Source organism: Actinoplanes sp. CA-131856 (assembly GCF_050956135.1).
In the GTDB taxonomy this organism is placed as follows: domain Bacteria; phylum Actinomycetota; class Actinomycetes; order Mycobacteriales; family Micromonosporaceae; genus Actinoplanes.
In genome coordinates, this window is the sequence record NZ_CP191849.1 from 1,966,561 (window position 1) to 1,984,634 (window position 18,074).

The following is an 18,074-nucleotide window of genomic DNA, read 5'->3' on the forward strand; positions in this document are numbered from 1 at the left end:
GCGTGCCAGAAGAGCGGAGAGACAACCCCATGAGCCTGCTGCGCAGGACCCGTACGGAGATGGCCGGCGCGTGGCGTTCGCTGCGCTACGACATGGGCCGGGCGCCCGCCGAGCCGCCGGCGGGCGGGCCCGACGTGACGTCTACGGGTATGAGCACCTTCGGTGGCATGGTGCCGCCGGAGAGCTTGACGCCGCCGGACACCAGGCCGCGGCGGCCTCGGCGGGCGCTGGCGGTGACCGCCTTCGGGACGCTGACCGTGGTCGGGGCGGCGGGGGCCTATCTGGGTGTGGTGAACGGGCTGGGGTCGCTGATCTCCGAGCGGCCGGCCTCGGCCGGCACCGTGGCCATCTCCGAGGCCCGGGCGGGTGCCGGTCCGGCCGCGGCCTCCTCGCCGGGGGCCCGGGGTGTCGCGCAGGCGCCCGTTTCGACCGGAGCGCCTCGGGCCGTCGCCGGGGATGGTGCCGCCGCAGGCGCGGGAACGGCCACCGGCGCCGGCGTCAGCGGGGGTGGGCCGATCGCCGCGCCGCCGCCCACGTCCGTTCCGCTTCCACCAAAAAGGCCGATAAATCCGACAAGCCCGGCTAGGCCGGTGACGCCAACGAAGACGGAATGCCATTGTGAGCAGCCTCCGGCGCCCACGCCGACCGCTCCGACCGAGTCGCCCACGCCCACGCCGACGCCATCGACCAGCGCCGAACCCTCGCCCAGTGAGACAAGCGCCACTCCGGGCGAATCGATCGAGCCGAGCCCGAGCTGGCAGGGCCGGCGACACCGTCGGCATAACCACTAAATCCGGTTTTGTCGTGGCGAATGTCTCGGTTGGAGTCCACGCGCGTACCCGTTTGGACTCAGCTATGACATCCTGGACCGCCCCCACGCGAAAGACACATACACTTCACGCCGATGGACACCACAGTCGCCGACACGTTGATCGGCACGACGATTGACGGCCGCTACCGGATCACCGGTCGCGTGGCCCGTGGTGGCATGGCGACCGTCTACACGGCCACCGACGAACGACTCGAGCGCACCGTCGCTCTGAAGATCATTCACCCGTCGCAGGCGACCAACGTCCACTTCGTGGACCGGTTCACCGACGAGGCCAAGACGATCGCCCGGCTCACCCACCCCAACATCGTCGCCGTTTACGACCAGGGCCGCCACCAGGGCCTGCCCTATCTGGTCATGGAGTACGTGCAGGGCCGCACCCTTCGCGACCTGCTCACGCAGCGGCGCCGGCTCAACCCGGTGGAGGCGCTGGCGATCCTCGAGCAGATGCTCGCCGCGATCGCCGCCGCCCACCGGGCGGGCCTCGTGCACCGCGACGTGAAGCCGGAGAACGTGCTGGTCGCCGAGGCGCCGAGCGGCGGTGTCGGCAACCTCGTCGACTCCGTCGTCAAGGTCGCCGACTTCGGCCTGGCCCGCGCGGTCGAGGCGAGCACGGCCGACGATTCGGGCCAGCTCATGGCCACCGTCGCCTACGTCGCTCCCGAGCTCGTCACCGACGGGCACGCCGACGCGCGCACCGACGTCTACTCGGCCGGCATCGTGCTCTTCGAGATGCTCACCGGCCGGGTGCCGTTCGACGGCGACGACCCGGTCGCGGTCGCCTGGGAGCATGTCGACAACGACGTGCCCGCCCCGTCGAGCGTGGTCAAGGGCCTGCCCTCGGTGCTCGACGATCTGACCGCCCGGGCCACCCGGCGCGATCCGGGCGCGCGGCCGACCGACGCCGGCGCGCTGCTGGCCGAGGTGCAGACCGTCCGCGACGACCTCGGCGCGGCCAATGTCGAGACCGCGCTGCTGCGCCAGGTGCCCGCCTCGCGGGCCGCCATGGCCGACGCGACGACCGTGGTGCCCGCCGTGCCGGACAGGCCGACCTGGGCCCGCCTGCCCGGCCAGAGCGGCCCGCCGCCGCGCGGCCAGGAATACACGGCCGGCCGCGTCCCCCGCTCGCGCTCGCCGAAGAGCGGTCCCGACCGGCGCAAGATCTTCCTGTCGGCGGCCATCGCCGTCATGGTGCTCGTCGTCGTCGGCAGCACGTGGTGGGTCTTCCTGGGCCGCTACAGCGACGCCCCGGCCATGGTCAACATGACGAAGGCGCAGGCCGAGCTGTTCGCCGACCAGAACGGCTTCGAGCTGTTCTACGCCGAGGGGCAGTTCAACGAGAACATCCCCAAGGACACGGTCGTCAACCAGGACCCGGCGGCCGGCGAGCGGATCGTCCGGGGTGGCGCCATCACGCTGACCCTGTCGCTGGGCAAGGAGCGCTTCGGCGTGCCCGACCTGGCCGGCCTGGAGCTGACCGCCGCGCAGGGCGAGCTCGAGCAGCTCGGTCTGAAGATCAAAAAGGGCAACCACCAGTACAGCGACACGATCCCCGAGGGCGCTGTCATCTCGTCCGATCCCAAGGCCGGCACCGAGCTCAAGCGCGGCGACACGGTCACCGTGGTGACCAGCGACGGCAAGGCGCCGATCCAGGTGCCCGACCTCGTGGGCAAGAACATCAACGACGTCCGCAACGAGCTGGCCGGTCTGGGCCTTCAGGCCCAGGAGCGCTACAAGGACAGCGACCAGCCGGCCGACACGGTGATCGCCCAGACGCCCAAGCCGGGCACGGGCGCGGCCCGCGACGACGTGGTGACCCTCGACGTCAGCAAGGGCCCGCCGCTGGTGACGGTGCCCGACCTGACGAACCAGCCCTGCCGCCAGGCCGAGGCGACGCTGAAGGGCATGAACCTCAACGTCAAGATCGATTTCAATGCCGATGCGTTCGTACGCAGTCAGCAGCCGGCCGGCAACACGCAGGTGGCGCCGGGCAGTGAAGTAAGGATCCAGTGCTTCTAAACCGCCGTATCGGTTCACACACCAAGACGTCGGGAGGGCTGGCCAAGGCCGCCCTCCCGTATGTCGACGCCGCGGGGTCCGAGACCTTGCAGGTGTACGTCTCCAACTCGCGCGGCTGGGCTCTCCCGTCGGGCGATCCGAAACAGGACGTCCTGTTCCGCGACGGCTGCGGCGAGCGCGGCGTCCCGGCGTACATCCACGCCTCTCTGCTCGTGAATCTGGGCTCGCCGACCGAGTTGACGGTCGAGCGCTCGGTGGGTGTGCTCGCGCACGCCCTGGAGCGCGGCCAGGCGATCGGCGCGACCGCCGTCGTCTTCCACGCGGGCAGCTCGGTCGACGAGTCCCACGACGACAAGGCGTTCCACCAGCTCCGTGAGGCGCTGATGCCGCTGCTGGACACGGCCGCGGCCAAGGGCCTGCCCCGGCTGCTGGTCGAGCCGAGCGCCGGCGGTGGCCACAGCCTCGCCTCCAAGGTCCAGGACCTGGGCCGCTACCTCGACGCGGTCGACCGGCACGAGTGGCTCGGCGTCTGCTTCGACACCTGCCACGCCTGGGCCGCCGGGCACGACCTGGCCACCCCGGGCGGCATGACCGAGACCCTGGACGCGCTGGTGGCCACGGTCGGCCGTGAGCGGCTTCAGCTGATCCACGCGAACGACTCGAAGGACGAGTGCGGCTCGACCCGCGACCGCCACGAGACGATCGGCGCCGGCCGCATCGGCACGGCCGCCTTCGCCGAGCTGATGGCCCACCCGGCCACCGAGAACGTGCCGGTGATCGTGGAGACCCCGTCGGTCGAGCACGAGGGCCACGCGGCCGACATCGCCCTGCTCAAGTCGCTGCGCCCTTAATCGGTTGTCGGGGCGACGGGCCCCTCGTAGGTTGTCCACATCGGAGCCGCCGGGTCGGACGGCGGGCCGACACGGGGGCAGGCCCGCCGACCGTCCCGGCCCCGGATCATCCCGTTGCAGATGATCCGGGATATGCTGCGTGCATGCCCGCCCCCGAACGCACCGAGCGCGACATCGCCGGCCTGCTCAACGTCGCCGGTCACGCGCTTTCCAATCGGCTGGCGGCCGCCCTGTCCGAGATCGATCTGACGCCGCGGATGCAGTGCGTGCTCGTGCACGCCCTGGAGGAGGAGCGCACCCAGATCCAGCTGGCCGCCCTGGCCGACCTCGACAAGACCACCATGGTCAGTACGGTTGACGACCTCGAGAAGCGTGGCCTGGCCGAACGCAGGCCCTCGGCCGTCGACCGCCGCGCCCGGATCATCTCGGTCACCGAGAAGGGCCGCCTCAAGGCCGAAGAGGGTCAGCGGATCGTCGACCGGGTGCACCGCGACGCCCTCGGTGGGCTCCCGGCGGAGACGCGCACGGCCTTCGTCGAGGCCCTCGGCCTGCTCGCCGACTCTCCCCGCGATCCCGGCCCGCAGCCGGTGCGGCGAGCGCGCGGAAGGTAAGTCGCTGCGGGATAGTCCGGAAGCGGACTATCTGTTACGGTCGGACCATGAGTCCTTCCGTGCCCCGGCGCGCGGCCGCGTTGGCGGTCCTGTGCGCGATGTCGTTGATGATCGTTCTGGACAGCACGATCGTGGCTGTCGCCCTGCCCGACATTCAGCGCGAGCTCGGCTTCTCGCCGGCCGGCGTGTCCTGGGTGGTGAACGCCTATCTGCTGGCCTTCGCGGGCCTGCTCCTGCTGGCGGGCCGGCTCGGCGACCTGCTGGGCGCCTGGCGGGTGTTCCTGACCGGCCTCGCGATGTTCGTGGCGGCCAGCCTGCTCTGCGGCCTGGCGACCAGCGCCGGCCTGCTCATCGCGGGCCGCTTCCTCCAGGGCGCGGGCGGCGCGTTCGCGGCGGCGGTCGTGCTCGGCATGATCGTGCGGCTCTACCCGTCGCCGCGTGAGCAGGCCCGGGCGCTGGGCATCTACAGCTTCACGCAGGCCGGCGGGGCGGCCCTCGGCTTCGTGGTCGGCGGCGTGCTGACCGACGCCCTCGGCTGGCCGGTGATCTTCCTGATCAACGTGCCGATCGGCGTCGCGGTCTGGTTCTCCGCCCGCGGCGTGCTGCCCCGCGAGCAGGGCCAGGGCCTGGGCGCGGGCCTGGACGTGCCCGGCGCGGCGCTGATCACGCTGGGCCTTGCCCTCGGCGTGTACGCCATCACCCGTACAGGCTCGCCCGAAGCCCTCACACCGGCAACCGTGAGTGGAGCAGCGGCCCTGGTCCTGATTGCGGGTTTCCTCGTACGTCAACACGCCGCACCCCGCCCGCTGATCCCGCTCCGCCTGCTCGGCCGGGGTTGGCTGCTCCGGGCGAACGCGGTGGTGGTGCTGGTGTTCGCGACCGGCATGGGCTTCCAGTTCGTGAACGCGCTGTTCGTGCAGCAGGTCATGGGCTACGACGCGCTGGGCACCGGCCTGGCCTTCCTGCCGACCCCCATCGTGATCGGCGTGGTGTCGCTGTTCGCGGCCGCGAGACTGACCGCCCGCTTCGGCCCGCGCCCGGTCCTGATCGCCGGCCTGGCCACGCTGCTGGCGGGCCTGCTGTGGCTGGCCAGGGTGCCGGCGCAGCCGTCGTACGTGGCGGACATGCTCCCACCGCTGATCGTGATGGGCCTGGGCATAGGAGTGACCATCCCGTCGATAGTCATGCTGGCGATGGCCGGCGCGGCCCAGGCTGAGACAGGAATGGTGTCCGGCTTCAGCAACACGGCCCAGCAGGCCGGCGGAGCCTTGGGCTTGTCCGCGCTGGCCGCCGTGGCCGCCACCCGAGCCGGGGAGGAGGATGCTCCGTCACCGGTGGCAGCCCTCCACGACGGTTACACCTTGGCCTTCCTGGTGGCGGCCGGTTTTGTACTGGCCGCCCTGACCTTGACCGTGCTCCTGCTGCGCCGCCCACCACAGCCGTCCGCCCTCTCATCAGAGCCCGTCCCCGCAGCTGCGCTCTGACCCGCCTTCCGCCTCCCCGCTCCTGCGCTCCACCTCTCACTTCTTCGCCTTCTCGCCTTCCGCCCGCGGTCCCGTCTCCGCGCTCCCGTCCCCGCGCCGTCACTCCCGCGCCTGGCGCTGCGCCATGCGCCTCGCCCCTCGCCCCCTGCACCTCGCGCTTGCTCCTTCGCGTCTCGAGCCCGCGCCTTTGCTCCCGCCCCGCGCCTCACTCCCACGCCCTGTCGCCCGCGCCTTCTCGCGCCCGCGTCCTTTGCGCCCGGGTCCCTCGCGCCGCCGCCCTCCGCGGTCCGCTTGTCAACGAATAATTGACAAATGGAGTAGGCTGTCGGCATGGAAGGGCTTGAAGGGCTTCGCGCGATTCCCGAGGCTCGGGCGCGGCTCGACGCCGAGGAACTGGAACTTATCGACCAGGCGCGGCGAGCCGGCGCCACCTGGTCGGACATCGCGGCAGCGCTCGGTCTCAGCAGCCGCCAGGCCGCCGAGCAGCGGCGACTTCGGCTGGCCGCGGCGGCCGCCCGCCCGGCCGGGCCGGAGGAGTTCGGCGACCAAGTGGCCGCGCTCCGAGCGGCCGCCGTCGAGGTGTACCGCCGCATCGGCGCCGACCGCCGCTGGGATCGCCGCTTCACCCGGGCCGCCCTCGTCCGCGACACGCTGGCCACCGCGGCCGACGCCCCCGCCGGCGCCCTCTTCTCCCTGGCCGCGGCCTCCGTCGACGACCTCTCCCAGGCCGCCGCCTCGATGCCCGCCCCCACCCGTGCCGCCATCGAGCGTCTCCGCCAAGCCCTGGAGGGTGCCACGCCTCAGACTTGACACATTGACACTCAACTCCCGAGGATGTGAAGCTCAACCTCGGGGAGCTTCCATGCGCCGTAACGCGTTCCTGCTCGTCCTGATCTCGATCCTGTCCGGATTCGGCAGCACCACAATGAGCATCGCCGCCGGCCTCTGGGTCCTCGACCTGACCGGCTCGGTCAGCTTCGCCGCGCTGACCGCCGTCTGCCTCTATCTGCCGACCTTCGCCGGCCCGTGGCTCGGCGCCCTCGCCGACCGTCTCCCGCGCCGTCCGCTGCTGATCGGCACCGACCTCGTTCTCGGCGCGGTCCTGCTGACCCTGCTCACCGTCCACTCGGCCGGCGGCGTCTGGCTGATCTTCGCCGTCCTTCTGGTCCGCGGTGTCAGCTACGTGGTGAGCGACGCCGGCGAGACCGCCATCCTCCCGTCCGCCCTCCCACGGGAACGGCTCGGCGACGTCAACGGCTGGCGCTCCAGCGCCCAGGAGGGCATGAAGCTTGTCGCCCCGCTGGCCGGCGCCGCCCTCTACGCCTGGCGCGGCGCCGCCCCGGTGATCCTCCTGAGCGCCGCGATGCCCTTGCTCACGGCCGCCTGTTATTTCTTCCTCCGCGTGAGTGCCCCCGTCCCTTCGGAGGCCACCGCCGGGCCCGCCGAGCGCGGTCGAGGTGGTCTGAGAGACGGGCTACGAGCGCTCTTCGGGATTCCCGCCGTCCGTACGCCCGTGGTCACCGCCGGCATCGCCATCGGCATGTCCGGCCTTTGCAATGCGGCGGTGCTCGCTCACCTCGTACAAGATCTGGGTCTGCCCTCGACGCACCTGGGTTTTCTCGCCACCGCCCAGGGCGCCGGATCCATCGCGGGCGGCCTGATCGTCGGCCGGCTGCTCGCGCGCAGCAGCCCGGCGATCGTCGCGGCGCTCGGCTCGGCCGTCTTCGCCGCCGGGTGCCTCTCGTCCTCGCTGCCCTGGTGGCCCGCGATGATCACCGGAAGCGTTCTGATCGGGATCGGGCTGCCGTGGGCGCTGATCGCCGGCGTCACGGCCGTGCAGACGCGCACCCCCGACCACCTGCTCGGCCGTGTCGCCGCGACCGCCACCACCGTCATGTTCGGCCCGGTCGCCCTCGGCATCCCGGCCGGCGCGGCCCTCATCCACCTCGGCACCGTGCTGCCGCTGTGGATCGCCGCCGCCGTCACCGTCACGACCGCGGTCCTCGCCCGGCGCCACCAGCCGGCCGCCGCACTGCCCGTCGGCGGCGGCCGATGACTCAGCGGGGCGCGTGGGCCGCCAGGAAGGCCTTCGCTATGGCCGAGGACAGGTCGGCCGGGTTCGTCGCGGCGAATGCCTTGCCACCCGTCGCGGCGGACATGTCGTTCAGGGCCTTCATGTCGACGTCCGGGCCATATCCGACCGCCAGGACCGGCACCGGCCGGTTCGGGTCCTGCTGGGCGGTGAGCTTCTGCATGAACTGGGCTTGCGACATCTTGTACGTCGATTCGCCGTCCACGCCGTCGGTCAGCACCACGACGAGCGTGACCGCGCCCTGCTGCACCTTCGGCCGCATCTCGGCGACACCGTCAAGGACCGTCTGATAAAGCGGTGTGCCCGAGTTGTCGGCCGCACGGTAACCGGCCATGGCCGCGCCCAGGGCCTCGCGCCGCGTGGCCCCCTCGACCTGGCTGGTGATCGGCCCGAACGGCACCGCCTCGACGTGGGGCGGGCTGGACGGCGTCGGCTGCCCGAAGAACCACATGCCGACGCTGGTGTCCTCGGCGAACAGCTCGGCCGCGATGCCACCGGACTGCCGCAGCAGCGCGGCCCGGGTGGTGCTGCGGCCGCCCGGCGCGGTGATCTTCTGGTTCATCGAGCCGGAAGCGTCTATCAACAGCAGCACCTGCGTGGTCAGCGACTTGTATCCGGACCACATCGCTGCCGAGGCGAGCAACTGCTGCGGCTCGCCGACCAGCGGCATCGCCTTCGGGTCGGCCGTGGTGCGGAAGCCGGCGCGGGTCAGGGACGCCTTGGTGACGGCCGCCCGCAGCCGCTCGGTCAGGTCGGCGTCACGGTTGTTGTGCGCGATCGCGAACGGATAGTCGGCCTCGATCAGCCCGTCGACCGGGACGGCGCCCTTGAGGGCGACTGTGTGCTTGCCGGCCTGGTACGTCTTGAGCCGCTGTTCGGTCGTGGCGAAGACGCCGACCGAGGACGTGACGCTGCTCGTGTTCCACTCACCGGCGAGCCGGGTCATGAGCTGATCGGGGTTGGACGCCGCGTCGGTGAGCCGGCTGCGCAGGGTGAGCGCGCGCAGTTGCGCGATGCCGGCGTCCGGCGTTGTGCGCGCCATGGCCTTGTTGAGGGCGTACACCGAAAGCATGCCGATGGTGTTGTCCTGCGGGTCCGGCATGGTCACCGCCGGGACCTGTCCACCGGCGGCGGCCGCGGTCAGCTTGGCCCAGGACGTCTGCCCGGTCGGCGCGAGCTGGTTGGTGAGGGCGGCGGGCGCGGCGAGGATCACGGGTGTACGGGCGATCGGCTCACCCTCGATCTTGTAGGCGGCGCCGCGCGTGGCCGCCAGGGCCACCCAGGCGCTGCTGGAGGGGATCCACACGTCGTACTTGACGGAGGAGGCCGCGGTGACCGACGGCTCCTCGGCGATGACCTCGATCGGCCCGCACTTGTCGGACGGGTCCTCGTTGAAGGTGCGCGCGGCGGCCTGGATCACCGGGGCGATGTCGGTCGCGGCGGCCACGGTGAGGTCGGCGTCCGGGCACTGGGAGGCGGACGCGGCCGGAGCGGGCTGGCCCGTGGGGTCGGCCGGCTCCCGGCTGTACATCCACCAGGTGGTGGCGCCGGCGACGGCGACGAGCATGAGGACGATCGCCGCCGCGAGCAGGAAACGGCCGACGCCGCCGCCCTCCGGCGACCGGTGCGAGCTCGGTTCGTCCATGGGCGGCTGGTTACGCCGCGCTATATCCGACATCGCACCCACCTCTCCATCGCAAGGTCCACAACTGTTACCGATTCCTCGGACGAGAGCGAATAGTAGTCACATATTCATCGTTGACAACGCCCGGCCCCGGATTGGCAGGTTCCCGACAGTGTGCCGCGCACCTAGCCCGTACCCTGCGGCCGCACCACCGCAACAATGATCAATTCACCGTCTTCGCCCAGGCCGGCGGGCTCGCGGGCCCATCCTCCATAGACGCGGTCGACGTTGAAACCCGCCGCTTCGACATCAGCACGAAGTTCCTCTTCGGACCGAAAGCGGAGCGTGGCTTCGCTGATCAACTCATCACTCTCCGTGAATGCAAAGTGATGCGTGAAGGAGATCGTTCCCTCGTTTCGGTCATTTACCTCCGTCCATGCGTCGACCGTGCCGCCGTCCGGCAGGACGATGACCCGGCGCGAGTCGGTGGGGTTCCACCTCTCCCACTCCCGATATACGGGGTCGCGGCTCTCAAAGATCAATCGACCGCCCGGAAGCAGCGACCGCCGCAGCGCGCGCAGGGCACGCGACCACTCGTCGTCACGGACGAAGAACTGCGCCACGTGACTGGTGAGGAGGGCGGCGTCGAACGACCGCTCCGGCAGCACGTCGGCCGACCCCTCGATCCACCGCACCCGCTCGGCCCCCGGCTTCCGCCGCGCCGCGTCGAGAGAGGCCCGCGCCGGATCGACGCCGGTCACCTCATGACCGGCGGCCGCCATGGCGATGGCGAGCCGCCCGGTCCCACATCCGAAGTCAAGTACGCGGGGCGCCGTCCTCTCGGCCAGTACGGCCATGAAGAAGTCGTCGTCCCACCCCCACACGTTCTCGGCGTCGTACACCGCCACGAGCCGAGGATCCCGGAACTCACCGTGCCACACAGCGACGATGCTAAATCTTCGTCAGGCCGTACCCCCATCGCTCGTGAAGGTAAGGTCCGGCCCATGAACTGGCTCGCCGCTGAGCGGTACGCCGCGGAGCTCGAGGCCGAGACCACACGCTTCGCCGAGGCGACCAGCGCGTCGCCGCCGGACGGGATCGTGCCGACCTGCCCCGAGTGGACCGTCCGCGACCTGGTGACCCACGTGGGAACAGGTCATCGCTACGCGTCACAGATCATCAAGACGGATCAGATGCAGCCGTACGGCCTGATCCCCGCCCCCGAGAACCAGAAGTCGTGGCCGTCGTGGCTGTCCGCCGGCGCGCACGAGCTGATCGCGACGGTCGAGGAGCGGGGCTTCGACCAGCAGGTCTGGACGTGGCAGCCGAAGCATCCGACAGCCGGCTTCTGGCTGAGGCGGATGGTGCACGACCTGGTCGTCCACCGCTTCGACGCCTCCGCCCAGGGCGACCTGGCGCCCGACCTGGCCGCCGACGGGGTGGCTGATCTGCTGGGATCGTTCGAGATGTTCGACCGCTTGGCCGGAAAGGGCGAGACGCTCCAGTTCGTGGCGGCCGACATCGATCGGGAATGGCACGTGATCCGCGCGAAGGACGGCATCGAGTGGCAGGAGACCAGAGCCCCCGCCGATGTCACGGTGACGGCTCCGGCTCAGAACCTGGTCCTGATCCTCAACCGGCGTCAGCCCGCCCCGTCGGTCGACGGGGACGAGGCTGTGTGGGAGTCATGGCGGGAGGGGTCCCGCTTCTGATCGCAGCTCCACCGGCCAACTCTTACGCCGCGGCCCGGCTCTTACGCCATCGGCGACGACATCGTGCGGGCGATCCTCGACGCCGGGAGCAGTCGCCGACGATGGCCAGATCCCGCACCTCGCCGCCGGCGCCGCCCGCTCGCTCGCTCGCCACGGAGGTGGGGTGGTTGGGCCTGAGCGGTGCGGCCTGCGCTGGGTCGGTGTTGCGCCCGCTCACCATGGGGGTGGGCGCGTGGCTGAGCTTTGGCTGTCCGGGCTTATTTTAAAGCTTAAAATTGGGCCTAGTGTGCAACGTTATTGAGCGCCCTTTATTCTGTCCATAATTGGTAAGATCAACATAGGCTGCGGATGGATTTCCCGGGCCGGGCGCGGGATAATTGGTCATGCGATACCAACAGCTCGGACTATTCTCCCGCAAGTAGATCGAAGCCATCCGCGACCGCACGCTGGCACGCAACTGGTCCCCAGGAAACGATGCGTTCCGCCGCGAACACGAGCGTCACCGTGCGTGGGGCTTGGCCCAGCGCCACGGCTTCAAGCTGCTACGGCTACGCCTTCAGCGCGACGGCCCCGCGCACCAGAAATCCCCAGCCCGACCGCGAGCAGGAATGGCACACGACCTGCTGCCCCAGCCCCAGCCTGAGGCTGAGTCGCAGTCGCAGTCGTCGGCCGAGCCTAAGTTAGAGCCCCAGCTGCTGGCCCAGTCTTCGGTCGAGCCTGAGTTACAGCAGCCCCAGCCGCCTGTCGAGCCTGAGTCGCAGCCCCAGTTGTCTTGCCGTCTCCAGTCGCCGGCCCAGCTTGAGCCACAGTTCCAGTCGTCGGCCGGACCCGAGCCGTCAACGCCGCCGTAGCTCCATCCGTCGGCCGGGGCCGAGCCGCAGCGCCAGCGCAGCCGCGGCCGTCGCCTCCCGCCATTGGCGCCGGTGCAGTGTGACAAGGACTTGCTGTTGTCTTGCCGCAAGTTCACTCACCGTCATGGGAGCGGCTGGCTATGTCCAAGTGCTGAGTGCTTTCGCTGAGGCCTCGGCCGAGTCTCAAGTGTACTCAGAATGGCGTTGTCTGCTCAACCAATTTCGATGCGGCAGAAATTGTTGTGCGATCTGCGGAATTGAAGTGGGGGATTGGCTATAGCGGGCGCACTCCCACTGGGAGTTGTTGGGTGGCTACGTGTTTGAGAAGGGTGGTTCGCAGGGCCTCGGCGGCGTGCGGGAGCACCGATCTTTTTCGGTGGGCCAGGGCGATCGTCCGGCGCATTCCGGGTGGGGCCAAGGGAGTGGCTCGCAGCAAAGGGCGGTTGGCCAGCACCATGCTGGGGACCAAGGCCACGCCCAAGCCGGCCTCCACGAAGGCCAGTACGGCGTCCATCTCGCCGCCCTCTACGGCGAACTTGGGGGTGAAGCCTGCCTTGCGGCATGCGTCGAGGGTTACGCCCCGGATGTCGTAGCCGGCTCTGAACATGACCAGAGGGGTGTGTTCCAGCTCGGACAAGGCGATCTGCGCGTGGATCGTGGGGGGTGGGCCGTCGGCCACCGAGGCCACCACCAGGCTCTCGCGCAGGACGGGGGTGGCCGTCAACGCCTCGTCCACGCCCTCCTCCGGTTGCACGATCAAAGCCAGGTCCAGGGTGTGCGCGTGCAAGTTCTCGATGAGGTCCTGTGAGCCGCCCTCGTTGACGTACAGCTGGATCTCGGGGTGTGCGGCGCGGAACGTGCGCAGCACCTCGGGGACCAGGGACGAGCAGAGGCTGGGGGTTGCGCCCAGGCGGACCTCGCCCCGGCGCAGGCCGACTATGTCCGACACGGCCTCCTGGGCGGCGTCGGCGTCGGCGACCATCCGCTGGGCTATCGGCAGCAGTGTGTGGCCGGCGGCCGTCAGGGTCACCGCGCCTCGGATGCGTTCAAATAGCGGGGCTCCGAGGGTCTGTTCGAGTGTGTGAATTTGCTTACTGAGAGTCGGCTGGGAGACGCCCAGATTGTCCGCTGCTTGGGTGAAATGCCGGGTTTGTTCGACTGCGAGAAAGTAGCGAAGCTGCTGGAGCTGCACGTCCATAGCCTATCTCTATGATGACTGCGTGGATCATGCATTAGACGAATCGCGCTGAGGTTCCTACCTTCCAGAGTGTGGCGGTAGATACGACTACGACCCGGAAGGCGGCGGCCTCGAAGGCCCCGGCCCCGGCTGAAAAGGCGCGGCGGCGCTCCTCGGTCGCCCTCAAGTTCCTCATGGCGGGCACCGGCATCCTGCTGGTGCTGTTCCTGTTCGCGCACATGATCGGCAACCTGAAGATCTTCTTTGGCGAGGAGACCTTCGATCACTACGCGCACTGGCTGCGGACCATCGGCACGCCCCTGCTGCCGGACGAGTGGTACCTGTGGATCCAGCGCGGCGGGCTCACCCTCGCCGTCGTCGGGCACATCTACGCGGCCACCGTGCTCGCGATCCGTGCCCGCAAGGCGCGTCCGGTCAAGTACGCGCACCGGCCCAAGGTGCAGGGCAGCTACGCCGCCCGCACGATGCGCTGGGGCGGCGTGATCGTCCTGCTGTTCGTGATCTACCACATTCTCGACCTCACGACGCTGACGCTGAACCCGCACGGGGTGCACGGCGAGGCGTACCGGAACGTGGCCGAGGACTTCGCGCCCGGCCGTTGGTACGTGACGCTCTTCTACGTGGTGTCGATCGTGGCCGTCGGCTTCCACCTGCGCCACGGCATCTGGAGCGCCGTGCGCACCCTGGGCCAGCAGACCCAGCGCGGCGAGCGCATCGCCCGCGTCAGCGCCCTCGCGCTGTCCCTGGTGCTGGTCGTCGGCTACCTCTCGGTGCCGTTCGCGGTGACGATCGGATTGGTGGATTGATCATGAGTGACTTCTGGACCGAGGGCGACCCGATCGCCGACACCGCCGCGCCGGACGGGCCCATCGAGACCCGCTGGGAGCGCCGCCAGTTCTCCGCCAAGCTGGTCAACCCGGCCAACCGCCGCAAGCTGACCGTGATCGTCGTCGGCACCGGCCTGGCCGGCGGCTCCGCCGCCGCGACCTTGGCCGAGGCCGGGTATCACGTCAAGTCGTACTGCTATCAGGACAGCCCGCGCCGGGCCCACTCGATCGCCGCCCAGGGTGGCATCAACGCCGCCAAGAACTACCGCAACGACGGCGACTCGATCTACCGGCTGTTCTACGACACCGTCAAGGGCGGCGACTTCCGCGCCCGCGAGTCGAACGTGTACCGCCTGGCCAGCGTCTCGGTGAACATCATCGACCAGTGCGTCGCCCAGGGCGTCCCGTTCGCCCGTGAGTACGGCGGCCTGCTCGACAACCGCTCGTTCGGCGGCACCCAGGTGTCCCGCACCTTCTACGCCCGGGGCCAAACGGGTCAGCAGCTGCTGCTCGGCGCCTACCAGGCGATGGAGCGGCAGATCGGCCTCGGCAACATCGAGATGAACGCCCGGCACGAGATGCTTGAGCTGATCATCGTCGAGGGCAAGGCGCGGGGCATCGTGGTCCGCGACATGATCACCGGCGAGATCACCACCGAGATGGCCGACGCCGTCGTGCTCGCCTCCGGCGGCTACGGCAACGTCTTCTTCCTCTCCACCAACGCCAAGGGCTGCAACGTCACCGCGTCGTGGCGCGCGCACCGCAAGGGCGCGCTGTTCGCGAACCCCTGCTACACGCAGATCCACCCGACGTGCATCCCCGAGTCGGGCACGCACCAGAGCAAGCTCACCCTGATGAGCGAGTCGCTGCGCAACGACGGCCGGGTGTGGGTGCCGAAGCGGGCCGAGGACTGCAAGAAGCCGGCCGGCCAGATCGCCGAGGAGGACCGCGACTACTACCTGGAGCGGATCTACCCGTCGTTCGGCAACCTGGTCCCGCGTGACATCGCGTCCCGCGCCGCCAAGAACGTCTGCGACGAGGGCCGCGGCGTCGGCCCCGGCGGTCTCGGCGTCTACCTCGACTTCGCCGACGCGATCAAGCGGCTCGGCAAGAAGGCGGTCGAGGCCAAGTACGGCAACCTCTTCGAGATGTACGCCCGGATCACCGGCGAGGACCCGTACGAGACGCCCATGCGTATCTACCCGGCCGTGCACTACACGATGGGCGGTCTGTGGGTCGACTACGACCTCCAGTCGACCATCCCCGGCCTGTTCGTCGTCGGTGAGGCCAACTTCTCCGACCACGGCGCCAACCGCCTCGGCGCGTCCGCGCTGATGCAGGGCCTGGGCGACGGCTACTTCGTGCTGCCGACGACCCTGGGCAACTACCTGGCGAACGGCCCCTTCGAGAAGATCCCCCAGGATCACGAAGAGGTCGTCACCGCGCGCAAGGCCGTCGAGGACCGCATCGAGAAGTTCCTGTCGATCAACGGCGACCGGACCGTGGACTCGTTCCACCGCGAACTCGGCCACATCATGTGGGAGTACTGCGGCATGGAGCGCACCGAGGAGGGCCTGACCAAGGCCATCGGCCTCATCCGCAGCCTGCGCGAGGAGTTCTGGACCCGGGTGAAGGTGCCCGGCACCGGCGAGCAGCTCAACCAGAACCTGGAGAAGGCCGGCCGGGTGGCCGACTTCTTCGAGCTGGCCGAGCTGATGTGCATCGACGCGCTGCACCGCCGCGAGTCGTGCGGCGGTCACTTCCGCGCCGAGAGCCAGACCCCCGACGGCGAGGCGCTGCGCCACGACGATCAGTTCAGCTACGTCGCGGCCTGGGAGTACGCGGCCGGCGACGCCGGCAAGCCGACCCTCCACAAGGAACAACTCGAGTTCGAGTACGTCCACCCGAGCACGCGGAGTTACAAGTAATGGACATCAAGGTCAGGGTGTGGCGGCAGCCGTCTTCCGACGAAGCCGGGAAGATGGTGACGTACGACGTCAAGGACATCTCGCCCGACGCCAGCTTCCTCGAGATGCTGGACGTCCTCAACGAGACACTGATCCTCAGCGGCGACGACCCGATCGCGTTCGACCACGACTGCCGCGAGGGCATCTGCGGCATGTGCAGCATGGTCATCGACGGCACGGCGCACGGTCCCGAGAAGGCGACCACCACCTGCCAGCTGCACATGCGGCACTTCTCGGACGGCGACGTGATCGACGTCGAGCCGTGGCGGGCGGCCGCCTTCCCGGTCATCAAGGACCTGGTCGTCGACCGTACGGCCTTCGACAAGATCATTCAGGCCGGTGGCTACATCACCGCGCCGACCGGCACGGCGCCCGACGCGCACGCCACCCCGGTGCCCAAGAAGGACGCCGACCTGGCGTTCGAGGCGGCCACCTGCATCGGCTGCGGCGCCTGCGTGGCGGCCTGCCCGAACGGCTCGTCGATGCTGTTCACCGCGGCCAAGGTGGCCCACCTGGGCCTCATGCCGCAGGGCCAGCCCGAGCGCGACAGCCGCGTCGTCGACATGCTCCAGGCACAGGACGACGCCGGTTTCGGCGGCTGCACGAACATGGGCGAGTGCGCCCAGGTCTGCCCCAAGGGCATCCCGCTGCACCTCATCGGGCGCCTGAACAGCGACTACCGCAAGGCCCTGCGCAACAGCAACTAGGGCTGATTCTCCGGGGCCGGGCACAACGGCGTGCCCGGCCTTGGCATTTCCCGACGCTCCGGACCTCAGCGTCCGGCGAGCCGGTTGGCCGCGTCGACGGCGATCGCCTCGAGCTGCGCCCGGGTGAACACCGGCTCCGCCGCCACCGGGGCACTGCCGTCACCGCCGAAGTAGTTCACCGCCAGCAGCCGCAACGCGTGGACCCGGTCGGGCAGTGTCACATCGACGCCGTAGAAGACCAGTCCCCGGCCGGGCTTCTCGGCCCAGCGGGTGAGGGTGAGGCCCGCCGCGCCGCGGACCGTCCCGCAGTCGGGCACGGTGCCGTCGCATTCGTACCGCGCGGCCGGCCGCAACGACACGTACAGCCCACCCTTGCGGCCGTCCCGGGTGACGCCGGACCGCCCCTCGAACGAGACCGGCTCCTTGTTGATCCACATTTGCGGGTGGCCGTCCGGCGTCCTCTTCTCGCCCGGCACGTCCGGCATGTAGACCCAGCCGGTGCCGGGTGCCTCCGCCGCGGTGGCGTTCTCCAGCGCGTCCCGCAGTTGCCGCAGAGTGGGAGGCGGTGCGGCGCCGGCCGGGAGCGACGCGGCGGTCGGGGGCGGGACAGGTGGGGCGGAGAGAAGCGGTGAAGCGGCCAGCACGGCGACGACGGCCGTGGCCGCCGATCCGCCGGCGGCGAGCCGGCGCAGCCGCCGCCGGCGCCGGGTCCGCGCGATGACGGCGCCGACGTCGACCCGTGACGGCGGCGCGACGCCGATGAGCTCGTCCAGCAGGTTCTGGTTCATCGAGGGCTCCTCTGGTGGATCAGCGCGCGCAGCATCTCCAGGGCCCGCGCCGACTGGCTCTTGACGGTTCCCGGGGTGATGCCGAGCAGGTCGGCGGTCTCCTCGACCGACCGGTCGAAGTAGAAGCGCAGCACGACCACCGCCCGCTGACGGCGGCCGAGCCGGGCGAGCAGGTGCACCAGCTGCTCCCGGTCGCCGACCTGGTCGGGCGGGGTCCAGCCGGGGTCGGGGAGCACGTCGGCCGGTTGTTCACGCCGCCACGGGCGCCGCCGCTCGTCCACCCACGTCGTGGTGAGGATCCGTTGGGCGTACGCCTCGGGGTTGTCGGCCGCGCTGACCCGGCGCCAATGCTCGTAGAGCTTGCCCACGACGGTCCCCACCAGGTCGTCGGCGGTGTGCCAGTCGTGGCACAGCAGGTATGCCGCGCGCCGCCAGCGTTCCATCCGGGCGCCGACGAACGCGCGGAACTCGGCTTCCTCGGCTCTGTCCACCCGGCCTCCCGTCTGCGCTCCTG

Annotated in this window: 16 protein-coding genes; 11 read left to right on the top strand and 5 right to left on the bottom strand. The window is 70.1% G+C overall.

Annotation, left to right across the window (positions count from 1 at the left end):
- The first annotated feature begins 29 nt into the window (after nt 1-29).
- The 7 genes from ACQP2X_RS09520 (at nt 30) to ACQP2X_RS09550 (ending at nt 7,850) form a co-directional block, all read left to right on the top strand.
- Nucleotides 30-791: a hypothetical protein gene (locus tag ACQP2X_RS09520; protein WP_498695830.1), complete on the top strand. Its 762-nt coding sequence runs from the start codon at nt 30-32 to the stop codon at nt 789-791.
- Nucleotides 792-904: 113 nt separating this feature from the next.
- Nucleotides 905-2,848, top strand: coding sequence for a Stk1 family PASTA domain-containing Ser/Thr kinase (gene pknB / locus ACQP2X_RS09525; RefSeq protein ID WP_498695832.1), 1,944 nt, complete (start codon nt 905-907; stop codon nt 2,846-2,848).
- Nucleotides 2,839-3,699, top strand: coding sequence for a deoxyribonuclease IV (locus ACQP2X_RS09530; RefSeq protein WP_498695834.1), 861 nt, complete (start codon nt 2,839-2,841; stop codon nt 3,697-3,699). Before pknB ends, ACQP2X_RS09530 begins: the two co-directional genes overlap by 10 nt.
- 143 nt (nt 3,700-3,842) lie before the next feature.
- Entirely contained in the window at nt 3,843-4,310 is a 468-nt protein-coding gene (locus ACQP2X_RS09535; protein ID WP_498695836.1) for a MarR family winged helix-turn-helix transcriptional regulator, read from the top strand.
- A gap of 47 nt (nt 4,311-4,357) precedes the next feature.
- Complete coding sequence (locus tag ACQP2X_RS09540) at nt 4,358-5,794, top strand: MFS transporter (protein WP_498695838.1); 1,437 nt, start codon at nt 4,358-4,360, stop codon at nt 5,792-5,794.
- Between the two features lie 330 nt (nt 5,795-6,124).
- The gene (locus tag ACQP2X_RS09545; RefSeq protein WP_498695839.1) at nt 6,125-6,604 is read left to right on the top strand and encodes a hypothetical protein; all 480 of its coding nucleotides are present in this window, start codon (nt 6,125-6,127) and stop codon (nt 6,602-6,604) included.
- Between the two features lie 52 nt (nt 6,605-6,656).
- A complete protein-coding gene (locus ACQP2X_RS09550) occupies nt 6,657-7,850 on the top strand; it encodes an MFS transporter (protein WP_498695841.1) in 1,194 nt (397 codons plus the stop codon).
- Nucleotide 7,851: 1 nt separating this feature from the next.
- Here ACQP2X_RS09550 and ACQP2X_RS09555 read toward each other — a convergent pair whose 3' ends face one another.
- Together ACQP2X_RS09555 and ACQP2X_RS09560 are read right to left on the bottom strand one after the other, a co-directional pair.
- A complete protein-coding gene (locus tag ACQP2X_RS09555) occupies nt 7,852-9,531 on the bottom strand; it encodes a substrate-binding and VWA domain-containing protein (protein WP_498695842.1) in 1,680 nt (559 codons plus the stop codon).
- Between the two features lie 164 nt (nt 9,532-9,695).
- Nucleotides 9,696-10,418 (bottom strand): class I SAM-dependent methyltransferase, encoded by a 723-nt coding sequence (locus tag ACQP2X_RS09560; RefSeq protein ID WP_498695843.1) that lies wholly within the window; start codon nt 10,416-10,418, stop codon nt 9,696-9,698.
- A gap of 96 nt (nt 10,419-10,514) precedes the next feature.
- On the opposite strand from ACQP2X_RS09560, the gene ACQP2X_RS09565 reads away from it, so the two are divergent.
- The gene (locus ACQP2X_RS09565; RefSeq protein WP_498695845.1) at nt 10,515-11,222 is read left to right on the top strand and encodes a maleylpyruvate isomerase family mycothiol-dependent enzyme; all 708 of its coding nucleotides are present in this window, start codon (nt 10,515-10,517) and stop codon (nt 11,220-11,222) included.
- A gap of 1,125 nt (nt 11,223-12,347) precedes the next feature.
- Here the strand turns inward: ACQP2X_RS09565 and ACQP2X_RS09570 are convergent.
- Nucleotides 12,348-13,271 carry a LysR family transcriptional regulator gene (locus tag ACQP2X_RS09570; RefSeq protein WP_498695847.1) on the bottom strand — a complete coding sequence of 308 codons (924 nt, stop codon included), beginning with the start codon at nt 13,269-13,271 and terminating at the stop codon, nt 12,348-12,350.
- A gap of 173 nt (nt 13,272-13,444) precedes the next feature.
- Between ACQP2X_RS09570 and ACQP2X_RS09575 the strand changes: the two genes are divergently transcribed.
- Genes ACQP2X_RS09575 through ACQP2X_RS09585 form a run of 3 tightly spaced genes read left to right on the top strand, consistent with a single transcriptional unit; the run spans nt 13,445 to nt 16,772 of the window.
- Complete coding sequence (locus ACQP2X_RS09575; RefSeq protein ID WP_498700879.1) at nt 13,445-14,077, top strand: succinate dehydrogenase cytochrome b subunit; 633 nt, start codon at nt 13,445-13,447, stop codon at nt 14,075-14,077.
- Nucleotides 14,078-14,079: 2 nt separating this feature from the next.
- Nucleotides 14,080-16,026 (top strand): fumarate reductase/succinate dehydrogenase flavoprotein subunit, encoded by a 1,947-nt coding sequence (locus ACQP2X_RS09580; protein ID WP_498695849.1) that lies wholly within the window; start codon nt 14,080-14,082, stop codon nt 16,024-16,026.
- The gene (locus ACQP2X_RS09585; RefSeq protein WP_498695851.1) at nt 16,026-16,772 is read left to right on the top strand and encodes a succinate dehydrogenase/fumarate reductase iron-sulfur subunit; all 747 of its coding nucleotides are present in this window, start codon (nt 16,026-16,028) and stop codon (nt 16,770-16,772) included. Before ACQP2X_RS09580 ends, ACQP2X_RS09585 begins: the two co-directional genes overlap by 1 nt.
- A 65-nt stretch (nt 16,773-16,837) precedes the next feature.
- On the opposite strand, the gene ACQP2X_RS09590 is transcribed toward ACQP2X_RS09585, so the two are convergent.
- Together ACQP2X_RS09590 and ACQP2X_RS09595 are read right to left on the bottom strand one after the other, a co-directional pair.
- Nucleotides 16,838-17,560 carry a hypothetical protein gene (locus tag ACQP2X_RS09590; RefSeq protein ID WP_498695852.1) on the bottom strand — a complete coding sequence of 241 codons (723 nt, stop codon included), beginning with the start codon at nt 17,558-17,560 and terminating at the stop codon, nt 16,838-16,840.
- Nucleotides 17,557-18,051 (bottom strand): SigE family RNA polymerase sigma factor, encoded by a 495-nt coding sequence (locus tag ACQP2X_RS09595; RefSeq protein ID WP_498695853.1) that lies wholly within the window; start codon nt 18,049-18,051, stop codon nt 17,557-17,559. The genes ACQP2X_RS09590 and ACQP2X_RS09595 overlap by 4 nt, the downstream gene beginning before the upstream one ends.
- Nucleotides 18,052-18,074: the final 23 nt, after the last annotated feature.